Genomic DNA, 11,229 nt, shown 5'->3' with positions numbered 1-11,229 from the left:
ACGCCCGTGCCCGAGGGCCGGTTGATGTTCACCTGATCCAGGCCGTTCGGTGTCTGTACGACCGAAGGCGAGTGCGCGCCGCTGGGAACGATCTGCGCGCCTGACCGGGCGGGCAGCACGCCGAGCAATACAAGCGCAGCGAACGCGATCTGCCGCAGTGTAAATAGCGCTGTGCGAACTGCCGGATTACCGCGACTGTGCACCGTGGTCTGTCCGTTCTCCTTTCCCGTTGCCGTGGCGGTTTCCTCGACGGCGACGAGCATCCCTCGCACCCGGCTGAATACCAGCCGGTAATTGTTCTTATTCATTTTGCCGATTCGTTATACGAAACAATCAAGGTTCGTAAACTAGCGGCTGTTCACATTTAGCTTGTGTAAGTTGAGGTTACAAATTGTCATAACGTGCTCTTGCGCAACGAATACGACACATTCGGAGTTTTCTTATTGTCACGGTCCGATTTCATCCGACCTCTTGTGAACGAAAAAACCTGCGCGAGGCTGGCAAAAATGGTTCGACCAATAATTTGTAAATGTGCAACTATGCGGACCGGCATAAGACCTTGCGCGGTCACGCCGGCACTGCGGGTTCTACGCGTTACTCATCGTGCTGCGGGTACCTGAATTGCCAAGCGCGCTCGCAACTTCCAGCGTCGATCGCATATCAGCCAACACATCATCGATCAGACCGAAAATAGAGACTTGAACAAACATTGAAAGCCCCATGAACTGCTCCGCTACTTCGTCAAGACTCAATGGCCCCGTCAATGCGCGCAATTGGTCGACACGGATGACGGCAGTACCGCGCCGCCGATCCGTGCAAGAAGGCGCGAACTCGCGACTGCCTCCGCGGCCGCCACGCCCCCTGTCCTTGCGGCAGCGGCAAGAAATTCAAGAAGTGCTGCGGCGCTGCAGCGACGCTTCACTGAAAGCGATCTCCTTCGATATACCCCGCCCCGCTGCCCGACACCGTTGAGCGTCGCAAGTCCTGCGCACTCACGTATCGAGGCATCAGATGACCGTCTTACTCCCCAAGGCCGCCTTCGTGTTGGCCTCGTCGATTTCTCCCGGGCCGGTCCAACGTCGTCGCGCTCAGCGCCGGCGCACAATCGGCACGCGACACACGGCACGCACCGCGCAAGGGCCGTAACACGGTCAATAAGTTACTTCGGCGAGATGTCGATATTGCCGAGATACTTCGCCGCCAGCGTCTTCACCGTACCGTCTGCCTGCACCTTCGCAATCGCCGCGTTCAGCTGATCACGCAGCGCGGTGTCGCCCTTGCGAATCCCATATGCAATGCCGCTGCCGAGGATCTTGTCATCGCGCACCGGTTGACCGACGAACGCGTAGTCCTTGCCGTCAGGCTTCGACAGAAAACCCGTCTGGCCGGCCGGCGCGAGAACGAGCGTCGCATCGAGTCGCCCCGCCACCAGATCCGCATACACCTGGTTCTGATCCTGATACGGCACGACGGTGACGCCAGCCGGTTCCCAATGTGTCTTCGCGAAGGTTTCCTGAATCGACGCCTGCAACACGCCGACGCGTTTGCCCTTCAACGATGCCAGCGTCGGCAGCACACCGCTGTCGCGCTTCGCGATCAGTTGGGTCGGTACGCGATACACGACGGTGGTGAAATCGATCGCCTGACGGCGCTGCTCGGTAGCGTTCATCGCTGAATTGATCGCGTCGAACTTACGGCCTTGCAGCGCGGGAATCAAACCGTCGAACGAGGTTTCGACCCATTTGCACGTCATATGCGCAGCGACGCAGACAGCATTGCCGACATCGATGTCGAGACCTTGCAGTTCACCGTTCGGCCCTTTCGATTCGAACGGCGGATACTGCGCCTCGAGTCCGAAACGCAGCGTCGACGTGTCGGCGGCGAGCGCGGCAGACGATGCGGCAATCGACGCGAATGCGCAGGCCAGCGCCAATAGAGGCTTGAGTGATTTCATATCCGGTCCCTTTCCCTTTGTTTCGTTGTAACAGCAACCGCGCGACGATCATACTGCGGCCAAAATGCCGCTGTCTCGTGCAGCCGGTCAATCAGATTTCGCACAAACGCCGCGCGCCTTCAATCAAGGTTGCGTCGTCCTTCGAGAAGCTCAAGCGGATCAAGCCGGAATCCGTGCCGTCGGTATAAAACGCCGACAGCGGAATCGTCGCTACGCGCGCATCGCGAATCAGACGCAGCACGAAATCGCTATCGCTTTCCTCGGAGAAACCGCGAAAGCGCGCGAGCATGAAGAAGCTGCCCTCACTCGGCAACAACTCGAAGCGCGATTCGCGCAGCGCATGGGCGAGCAGATCGCGCTTCTTCTGATAGAACGCGGACAGGCCGAGATAGCTCTCGCGATTGGCCAGTGCATCGGCAAACGCGTACTGCATCGGTGTATCGGCAGAAAACATCATGAACTGATGGACTTTGCGAATCTCGTCCATCAGCGCGGCAGGCGCGAGGCAATAGCCGACGCGCCAACCGGTCACGTGATACGACTTGCCGAACGACGACACGATCACGCTGCGCTCCGCGAGTTCGGTGTCGCAAGCCATGCTCTGATGTTTGGCGCCGTCGAACACCACGTGTTCGTAGACTTCGTCGGAAAGGATCACGATATCGGTATTGCGCGTCACGGCCTTCAGACGCGCGATGTCGGCCTCGCTGAACACGGTCGCAGTCGGGTTGTGCGGCGTGTTGATGATGATCATGCGCGTCTTCGGCGTAATCGCGGCGGCAACCTCGTCCCAGTTCACGCGAAAATCGGCGAGCGACAGTTTGATCGGGATCGGGGTCGCGCCTTGCAGGCGCACGATCGGGCCGTAACTATCGAATGACGGCTCGAAGTAAATCACTTCGTCGCCGGGATGCACCAACGCGCTGATCGTCGAATACAGGCCTTCGCTGGCGCTGGCGATCACGGTGACTTCGCTCGACGGGTCGTAGCGCACGCCATACAGCATCTCGACCTTGTTGGCGAGCGCTTCGCGCAGAGCGGTGATGCCGGCCATCGGCGCGTACTGGTTATGACCGGCGCGCATGGCTTGCGCGACACCGTCGATCAGTTTCGCGTCCGGTGCGAAATTCGGCGCACCTTGCGACAGGTTCAGTGCATCGTGTTGTGCGGCCAGTTGGCCGATCACGGTAAAAATCGTCGTACCTACGTCAGGCAGTTTCGAGCGAGCTTGCATGGCGCTCTGCATAAGGCTTTCTCCCTTTCTTCATCCGGCAGCGGATTCGCGGATGCCGGCTGCGCGGCGGTCCCATCCGGTTTCATGAATTAGGCATCAGCCAAAGAACCGTCACAATCGAAACTTTGTCATGCGCGGCATGCGTTTACGTCATGGCTCGCGCAATGCCGCGCCGGGGCAGGCTAAGGCAATGAAATCGGGGGTTTAGCGGGAGAAATGGAGCCGCACGGGAAGCGCGCAAAACAGCCGAGGTATGACGTAATGTGATGCAGGGCGGTGATGCGGAGTTGTAATGCGAAGCGGTGATGCAGGCCAACTCGGCTGCGACCAGGCGGTCGCAACCGTCAAAAGTAAGCTAGCCGACGATCAGGCGTCGTCCATCATCCGGACTTTGACCTTTTTGCCCTTCACCTTGCCGGCGCTGAGCTTGCGCAATGCCTCGCGCGCGACGCTGCGCTCCACGGCCACGTAGGTCGACATTTCGGTCACGTTGATCTTGCCGATCTGCGAACCGGCGAAACCCGCTTCGCCGGTCAGCGCGCCGAGCACATCGCCGGGACGGATCTTTTCCTTGCGGCCGCCAAGAATCTGCAGCGTTTCCATCGGCGGCAGCAGCCGCTCGTTGCTCGCGGGCTTGAGATCGGCCAGCTTGTGCCACTCGACTTCACGCTTCTGCGCCTGTTCGAGACTGCCCACGCGGCCCATCTCGTTCATGCTGGCGAGACTGAGCGCCCAGCCTTCCTGATCGGCGCGGCCCGTGCGGCCGATGCGGTGCACGTGCACTTCCGGATCCGGCGTCACATCGACGTTGATCACCGCTTCGAGCTCCGCGATGTCCAGACCGCGCGAGGCAACATCGGTGGCGACCAGCACCGAGCAACTGCGGTTCGCGAACTGGATCAGCACCTGATCGCGTTCACGCTGATCGAGTTCGCCGTGCAGCGCGAGCGCATGAAAACCCTGCGCGCGCAGCACGTCGAGCAGATCGCGGCATTGCTGCTTGGTGTTGCAGAACGCCAGCGTGCTCACGGGACGATAGTGGTTCAGCAGCAGACCGACAGCATGCAGACGCTGGTCTTCGGTCACTTCATAGAAACGCTGACGAATCTTGGTGTTGTCGTGCCGCTCGGCGAGCTTGACTTCCTTCGGATTACGCAGGAATTGCTGACTGAGCTTGACGATGCCTTCCGGGTACGTCGCGGAAAACAGCAGCGTTTGCCGCTCTTTCGGGCATTGCTTTACGACAGTCGCGATATCGTCGAAGAAACCCATGTCGAGCATGCGGTCGGCTTCGTCGAGCACCAGCGTGTTGAGCGACTGCAATGGCAGGCTGCCGCGCTCGAGGTGATCCATGATCCGCCCCGGCGTGCCGACCACGATGTGCGCACCGTGTTCGAGGCTGGCCGTTTGCGGCCGCATCGGCGTGCCGCCGCACAGCGTCAGCACTTTGATGTTTTCTTCGGCGCGCGCCAGACGGCGGATTTCCTGCGTGACCTGATCGGCAAGTTCGCGCGTCGGGCACAGCACCATCGCCTGCACGGCGAAGTTGCGCACGTCGAGGCGGTTGAGCAGCGCCAGCGAAAATGCCGCGGTCTTGCCGCTGCCGGTTTTCGCCTGGGCGATCAGATCGTTGCCGGCCAATGCGATCGGCAGGCTCGCGGCTTGAATCGGCGTCATCTCGAGATAGCCGAGCTGCGTCAGATTGGCGAGTGTCGCGGGCGGTAGCGGTAGCTGGCTAAACGGCGCGCCGGCTTGAGTGGGAGTGTTCATAGGGTGATGGCTCGCTATCGACTGAAGAAGGCTGAAGGCTAAGGACTATTCGGCCATGGGGCCGGTGGCGGGTCGACCTTCGATCTGCTCGTACAGCACCGAGCCATCTTCCCCGTCGAAACGTTCGACGTAATTGCGCGCGCCGCACATCGGGCAACGGAACAGGAGTCCCTGCCCTTCATTCTTGATGACGACGTCCGACATCTCCCACTGCTCGCCGCAGGGCTGGTTTCTACAAGTAAACACGTTGATTCTCCAACTGGATTCGATTGTTTATTGGGCGGGCCGGATAAATGGCCCAGCCGTGAATGCTGTCACTGCGATGGCCGGCGCCGCCGTTAGTACGGGCGGAACGCTTCAACCCAGATGCGTATGCCGCGCCCGCGTTGCGCTCACGTCCATGTCGGTGAGGCCCTGAACGATGCCGCAGTCTTCAACGGCCTGTTCGCCGTGGCATTGCTCGCGCAGCGTGGTCAGCTGCGCTTTCAGTTGCTTCAATTCGTCGATGCGCGTGTCGACGTGCGCAATGTGCTCGTCGATCAGGTCATTGATGCCGCCGCAGCCGTCTGCCGGTGCGTCTGTCAGACGCAGCAGCGCACGGATTTCGTCGTGGGTCATATCGAGCGCACGGCAATTGCGGATGAAGCGCAGGCGTTCGACGTGCCTCGCCGTATAGCTGCGGTAATTGGCCTCGGTGCGCTCCGCTTCGGGCAACAGGCCCTCTTTTTCGTAGAAACGGATGGTTTCGGTCGTGCAATGGGCGATTTTCGCCAGTTCGCCAATTTTCATGGACCCTCCCGGATTGCGGCCTTGACCTTGTAGTGGCTTCAAGGTGTTTACTAGACCACAAATCGAACCAGGAAGCCACCCATGCCTCACGCCGACCTCGCCGAAGCGGACCGTCCGGAACAAGCCAAAGCCTGTGCCCACGGGCATGACGGGCATGTCCACGACCATGTGGATGAAAACTCCGATGGTCACGGTCGTAGCGAATCATGCGCTCACGACCACGAAGCGCATGACCCTGATCACGCGCCTGACCACGAAGCGCACCCTCACTTTCACGGTGAAAGCTGCAGCCATGGCGACGCAGCGAACGACCACGGTCACGCACACGCCCACAGCCACGCCGAGGCAGGCTGTTGCGGAACGGCGCACGCCGCAGCCGCGCCGGTCAAGCTCCCGCAGTCCGAAGCCGTCGGCAGCGATCTGCGCACCGCGATCCGCATCATGCAGATGGACTGTCCGACCGAAGAAGCGCTGATCCGCAAGAAATTCAGCCGCATGCCGTCCGTGCGCAGCATTGACTTCAACCTGATGCAGCGCGTGTTGACCGTCGTCCACGCGCCGGACGCCCTCGACTCGATCCTCGCCGCGATCCGTTCGCTCGACTTCACGCCTGAACTGGCAGACGCAAACCCGGACGCGGCAGTCGCCCCCCAAGCGCCGCCCAAGCCGTGGTGGCCGCTGGCGCTCGCAGGCATTGCTGCGGTGGGCTCAGAGGCCGCCGGCTGGCTTGGCGCCCCTGCCTGGCTGGCGGCGGGTCTGGCGCTCCTCGCGATCGCCTCCTGCGGCTTCACGACATACCGAAAGGGCTGGCTCGCGATCCGCAACGGCAACCTGAACATCAACGCGCTGATGAGCATTGCGGTGACCGGTGCGCTAATCCTGCAGCAGTGGCCAGAAGCCGCGATGGTGATGGTGCTCTTCACGATTGCCGAACTGATCGAAGCGAAGTCGCTCGACCGCGCCCGCAATGCGATCCAGGGGCTGATGCAACTTACGCCCGAACAGGCCAGCGTGCAGCAAGCCGACGGCAGCTGGCGGCCAACGGACCTCAAGTCGATCGCGCTCGGCGCGGTGGTGCGAGTAAAACCCGGTGAGCGGATTGCGCTCGACGGCGAAATCGTCGCGGGCCGCTCGAGCGTCGATCAGGCGCCGATCACCGGCGAAAGCCTGCCAGTCGACAAAACCGTGGGCGATGCAGTATTCGCCGGCACGATCAACCAGGCCGGGTCGTTCGACTATCGTGTCACGGCCGCAGCCAGCAACACGACCCTCGCGCGCATCATTCACGCAGTCGAAGAAGCGCAAGGCACCAAAGCACCGACCCAGCGTTTCGTCGATCAGTTCGCGCGCGTCTATACGCCGATCGTGTTCGCTGCCGCACTCGCCGTGGCGGTGCTGCCGCCGCTGCTGTTCGGCGGACAGTGGCACGAATGGGTCTACAAGGCGCTGGTGATGCTGGTGATCGCCTGTCCGTGCGCGCTGGTGATCTCGACGCCGGTGACAATCGTCAGCGGCCTCGCTGCTGCCGCGCGCAAGGGCATCCTGATCAAAGGCGGTGCCTACCTTGAACAAGGCCGCAAGCTGAGCTGGCTCGCGCTCGACAAAACCGGCACGATCACGCACGGCAAGCCGGTGCAAACCGAGTTCGAGATGCGCGCCGATGTCGATGTGGTCCGTAGCAGGACACTCGCGGCGAACCTTGCGGGCCGCTCGGATCATCCCGTGTCGATGGCGATCGCGGCAGCGGCGAAAAGCGAAGGCATCGCAAGCGCCAGCGTCACGGTGGAGGCCTTCGAGGCACTACCAGGCCGCGGCGTGCGCGGCGAAATCGACGGCGTGCCGTATTGGCTTGGCAATCATCGGCTGGTCGAAGAGCTCGGACGCTGCTCGGCTTCGCTCGAAGCGCGGCTGGACGCGCTCGAGGGCCAAGGCAAAACCGTCGTGATGCTGGTGGATGCCGAGCGCGTGCTCGCGCTGTTTGCCGTCGCCGACACGGTGAAGGACACCAGCCGCGCCGCGATCGCCGATTTGCATCGCCTCGGCGTGCGTGCCGCCATGCTCACCGGCGACAACCCGCACACGGCTGCCGCGATCGCGCAGCAAGTCGGCATCGACGAAGCACGCGGCAATCAGTTGCCCGAAGACAAGCTGAACGCGGTGGCGCAGTGGTCGCAGGAAGGCGCGACGGTCGGCATGGTCGGCGACGGCATCAACGACGCCCCCGCATTGGCGCGCGCCGACATCGGCTTTGCGATGGGCGCGATGGGCACCGACACCGCGATCGAAACCGCCGACGTCGCCTTGATGGACGACGATCTGCGCAAGATTCCGCAATTCATCCGTCTGTCGAAGGCGACGCATGCGGTGCTGGTGCAGAACATCACGCTGGCGTTGGGCATCAAGAGCGTCTTCCTCGTGCTGACGATGATGGGTCTGGGCACGATGTGGATGGCCGTGTTCGCGGATGTCGGCGCAAGCCTGCTGGTGGTGGCGAATGGCTTGCGGCTGTTGCGCAAATAACGTCCCGGCGCCCCTGCGCTCAGTGCGCGAACAAATACGCGCGTTCGTCGAGGCGTCCGTTGGCAGCTTGCAAGGTCTCCGACGGGCGGATGCCGAAAAGCTTCCGGTAGTCGGTCGCAAACTGGCTCAAATGCCAGAAGCCCCATGCCGCGGCGATATCCTGGACTGAGCGTGATTCGTGCGACGCATTGCACAGGTCGCGCCGCGCGCCATTCAATCGGATCGTGCGCAGATAGGTGGCGGGCGCCATCCCGAGCACGTCCTGAAAGCAGTATTGCAACGTGCGCCGGCTCACATGCAAGCGCTCGCACAACTCCGGCACGTTGATCGCGCGGTCGCGATTGGCCAGCACATACTTGCGCGCTTCCGACACGATCGATTGACGGCGCCCACGCGTAGGCATTTCAACCTGTCCATCGGCCGGTAACGCGCCGACGTCGAACAACGAGGCCAGCACCGACGCTTGCAAATTGTTGCGTGCGAACGAGGACAGCGGCGCGCCGCTGGCCGCGCCGTCGTCGAGAAGCTGCCGCAGAGAGGTGCACAGCCGCGCCTTACGAGCCGTGCCGATCGACACGACTTCCGTGTTCGGCAAATGGTCGGCCAGGCCGACGCGCTCTACCTCGGCCGCGTACCGGCGCAGCACGTCACCCTTCACCACCACGCCGAAAATCTCGTAGCCCGCCGAGGTCAGCAATTCGAATTCGATCCCGCCCTGACGAAATGCGAGCGCATCACCCGCGATGACCTGTGCGTCAATACGACCGGAGCCCTCCGGGCAAGTCGGAATACCGAACCAGTAGGCGTCTTCCTGCACTTCGCAGGTTTGGCGCAGCGTATGGCTGGTTGTTTCGACGAACACCTGCATGTGATCGAGACACAACTCCGTCAACCCGCCGACGAAGCGGCCCGCGGTCAGTTGGTCGTAGGTCTGGTTCCAGCCGTGGAGATTACGCGCCTGCTCATCTGCATCGTAAGCGACGCAGGTCTGCACGCAAAAGCTCGGCTGTTGCGCGTACGTCGGTGCTGTCAGGCTGTCGTTTCGGAATTCAATCGTCATACCAGATCTGCGAAAACGGAATATCGAGGAGAAACAGAAGGCAATTCCCATGCCGAACGGATTCGCCGCTTACTTCGCTTCGCTTTGACCGGCAGGGTGCTCACGCCCTGTTCAATTCCTGAACAGCGCCGCGCACACTGGTCAGAAACGAAGCGCTCATTCCTCGGCACAGTGAGCCATGTCATGCGCCATGCCTCGCATGAGTGCCTGCTGCGCCTACACGGCTCACCAGCGCGGTGCATTGGCACGGTTCTGGCTCTAGCCTCTCGCGGCCAAGCGAAATATCGCGCCGAATATAGCCCATTCAAACATGTGAGGAGCACACAGATGAATCACGCAGAGATGCAGTTTCTGACGACCGAATTCCCGTACAAAAAGCAGTATGCGAATTTTATCGGCGGCGAATGGGTCAAGCCTGTGGGTGGTGAGTACTTCGACAACGTATCGCCGATCACTGGCGAGCCGTTCACCTCGATCCCGCGTTCGCGCGAAGCCGATATCGAACTCGCACTCGACGCCGCGCATCGTGCGAAGGCAGCGTGGGGCAAGACCTCGACCACCGATCGCGCGAACATTCTGAACCGTATCGCCGACCGGATGGAAGCGAATCTGCAACGCATCGCCGTGGCTGAAACGATCGACAACGGCAAGCCGCTACGCGAAACGATGGCTGCGGATATCCCGCTCGCCATCGATCATTTCCGCTATTTCGCCGGCGCCGTGCGTGCGCAGGAAGGCTCGATCTCCGAGATCGACCACGACACAGTCGCGTATCACTTTCACGAGCCGCTCGGCGTGGTCGGCCAGATCATTCCGTGGAATTTCCCGATCCTGATGGCGGTATGGAAGCTCGCGCCTGCGTTGGCTGCCGGCAATTGCGTCGTGCTGAAGCCAGCTGAGCAAACGCCTGCGTCGATTCTCGTGCTGCTCGAACTGATCCACGATTTGCTGCCGCCGGGCGTGCTGAACGTAGTGAACGGTTTCGGCCTCGAAGCCGGCAAACCGCTCGCGTCGAGCAAGCGCATCGCAAAGATCGCTTTCACGGGCGAGACAACAACCGGCCGCCTGATCATGCAGTACGCGAGCCAGAACATCATTCCGGTGACGCTCGAACTCGGCGGCAAGAGCCCGAACATTTTCTTTGCCGACGTGATGAACGAGGACGACAGCTATTTCGACAAGGCGCTGGAAGGCTTCACGATGTTCGCGCTGAATCAGGGCGAAGTGTGCACGTGTCCGTCGCGTGTGTTGATCGATGAAAAGATTTACGACCGCTTCATGGAGCGCGCATTGAAGCGTGTGGCTGCGATTACGCAAGGCCATCCGCTCGATACGAAGACGATGATCGGCGCGCAGGCCTCGCAGGAACAGCTGGAAAAAATCCTCTCGTACGTCGACCTCGGCAAGCAGGAAGGCGCTGAGTGTCTGATCGGCGGCGAGCGCAATAAACTCGACGGCGAACTAAGCAAGGGCTACTACGTGAAGCCGACCGTATTCCGCGGCCACAACAAGATGCGCATCTTCCAGGAAGAAATCTTCGGGCCGGTCGTTTCCGTGACGACCTTCAAGAACGAAGATGAAGCGCTCGAGATCGCCAACGATACGCTCTATGGTCTGGGCGCCGGTGTGTGGACGCGCGACGGTACGCGCGCCTATCGCTTCGGCCGGGAAATCCAGGCGGGCCGCGTGTGGACCAACTGCTATCACGCGTATCCGGCACATGCTGCGTTCGGCGGCTACAAGCAATCGGGTATCGGCCGGGAAAATCACAAGATGATGCTCGACCACTATCAGCAGACCAAAAACATGCTCGTCAGCTATAGCGACAAGCCGCTCGGCTTCTTCTAAGCGTAATGACCCTGTCCGAGCGGGCCGCATTGCGCGGCTCGCTCTTTTTTAGCG

The 11,229-nt window shown here is 61.3% G+C and carries 10 protein-coding genes and 1 pseudogene; 3 read left to right on the top strand and 8 right to left on the bottom strand.

Features of this window, described 5'->3' with window-relative positions:
* A partial coding sequence (locus tag P3T22_RS19185; RefSeq protein WP_429325826.1) for an ESPR domain-containing protein occupies window positions 1-308 on the bottom strand: 308 nt, incomplete at its 3' end.
* Window positions 309-587: 279 nt separating this feature from the next.
* Window positions 588-722: a hypothetical protein gene (locus P3T22_RS19180; protein WP_429325825.1), complete on the bottom strand. Its 135-nt coding sequence runs from the start codon at window positions 720-722 to the stop codon at window positions 588-590.
* A 155-nt stretch (window positions 723-877) separates the two neighbouring features.
* On the opposite strand from P3T22_RS19180, the pseudogene P3T22_RS19175 reads away from it, so the two are divergent.
* Window positions 878-925 (top strand): annotated as a pseudogene (locus P3T22_RS19175) (hypothetical protein); the annotation flags it as partial.
* Window positions 926-1,159: 234 nt separating this feature from the next.
* On the opposite strand, the gene P3T22_RS19170 reads toward P3T22_RS19175, so the two are convergent.
* The 5 genes from P3T22_RS19170 to cadR all read right to left on the bottom strand — a co-directional run bounded on the left by P3T22_RS19170 (window position 1,160) and on the right by cadR (window position 5,747).
* Entirely contained in the window at window positions 1,160-1,954 is a 795-nt protein-coding gene (locus P3T22_RS19170) for an ABC transporter substrate-binding protein (protein ID WP_429325824.1), read from the bottom strand.
* Window positions 1,955-2,045: 91 nt separating this feature from the next.
* Window positions 2,046-3,200, bottom strand: coding sequence for a pyridoxal phosphate-dependent aminotransferase (locus P3T22_RS19165; protein WP_429325823.1), 1,155 nt, complete (start codon window positions 3,198-3,200; stop codon window positions 2,046-2,048).
* 354 nt (window positions 3,201-3,554) lie between these two features.
* Complete coding sequence (gene dbpA, locus P3T22_RS19160) at window positions 3,555-4,958, bottom strand: ATP-dependent RNA helicase DbpA (RefSeq protein WP_429325822.1); 1,404 nt, start codon at window positions 4,956-4,958, stop codon at window positions 3,555-3,557.
* Window positions 4,959-5,003: 45 nt separating this feature from the next.
* Complete coding sequence (locus P3T22_RS19155; protein WP_028197690.1) at window positions 5,004-5,204, bottom strand: hypothetical protein; 201 nt, start codon at window positions 5,202-5,204, stop codon at window positions 5,004-5,006.
* Window positions 5,205-5,315: 111 nt separating this feature from the next.
* Complete coding sequence (gene cadR, locus P3T22_RS19150) at window positions 5,316-5,747, bottom strand: Cd(II)/Pb(II)-responsive transcriptional regulator (RefSeq protein ID WP_063494441.1); 432 nt, start codon at window positions 5,745-5,747, stop codon at window positions 5,316-5,318.
* 81 nt (window positions 5,748-5,828) lie between these two features.
* Between cadR and P3T22_RS19145 the strand changes: the two genes are divergently transcribed.
* Window positions 5,829-8,267, top strand: a complete 2,439-nt coding sequence (locus P3T22_RS19145; protein WP_429325821.1) for a heavy metal translocating P-type ATPase — start codon at window positions 5,829-5,831, stop codon at window positions 8,265-8,267.
* Window positions 8,268-8,286: 19 nt separating this feature from the next.
* Here the strand turns inward: P3T22_RS19145 and P3T22_RS19140 are convergent, their stop codons facing one another.
* Window positions 8,287-9,327, bottom strand: coding sequence for a helix-turn-helix domain-containing protein (locus P3T22_RS19140; RefSeq protein WP_429325820.1), 1,041 nt, complete (start codon window positions 9,325-9,327; stop codon window positions 8,287-8,289).
* Between the two features lie 327 nt (window positions 9,328-9,654).
* Here P3T22_RS19140 and adh point away from each other — a divergent pair, with 327 nt between their 5' ends.
* Window positions 9,655-11,175 carry an aldehyde dehydrogenase gene (adh, locus tag P3T22_RS19135; protein WP_429325819.1) on the top strand — a complete coding sequence of 507 codons (1,521 nt, stop codon included), beginning with the start codon at window positions 9,655-9,657 and terminating at the stop codon, window positions 11,173-11,175.
* Window positions 11,176-11,229 lie beyond the last annotated feature (54 nt).

It is taken from the genome of Paraburkholderia sp. GAS348 (assembly GCF_050434205.1).
GTDB lineage: Bacteria > Pseudomonadota > Gammaproteobacteria > Burkholderiales > Burkholderiaceae > Paraburkholderia.
This window is presented reverse-complemented; position numbering and strand designations above follow the sequence as displayed.

Bases quoted from the DNA above. Each gene is read 5' to 3' on its own strand.
- cadR (WP_063494441.1), bottom strand. From the start codon at position 5,747: ATGAAAATTGGCGAACTGGCGAAAATCGCCCATTGCACGACCGAAACC.
- P3T22_RS19145 (WP_429325821.1), top strand. From the start codon at position 5,829: ATGCCTCACGCCGACCTCGCCGAAGCGGACCGTCCGGAACAAGCCAAA.
- P3T22_RS19170 (WP_429325824.1), bottom strand. From the start codon at position 1,954: ATGAAATCACTCAAGCCTCTATTGGCGCTGGCCTGCGCATTCGCGTCG.
- P3T22_RS19140 (WP_429325820.1), bottom strand. From the start codon at position 9,327: ATGACGATTGAATTCCGAAACGACAGCCTGACAGCACCGACGTACGCG.
- P3T22_RS19180 (WP_429325825.1), bottom strand. From the start codon at position 722: ATGGGGCTTTCAATGTTTGTTCAAGTCTCTATTTTCGGTCTGATCGAT.
- adh (WP_429325819.1), top strand. From the start codon at position 9,655: ATGAATCACGCAGAGATGCAGTTTCTGACGACCGAATTCCCGTACAAA.
- P3T22_RS19165 (WP_429325823.1), bottom strand. From the start codon at position 3,200: ATGCAGAGCGCCATGCAAGCTCGCTCGAAACTGCCTGACGTAGGTACG.
- dbpA (WP_429325822.1), bottom strand. From the start codon at position 4,958: ATGAACACTCCCACTCAAGCCGGCGCGCCGTTTAGCCAGCTACCGCTA.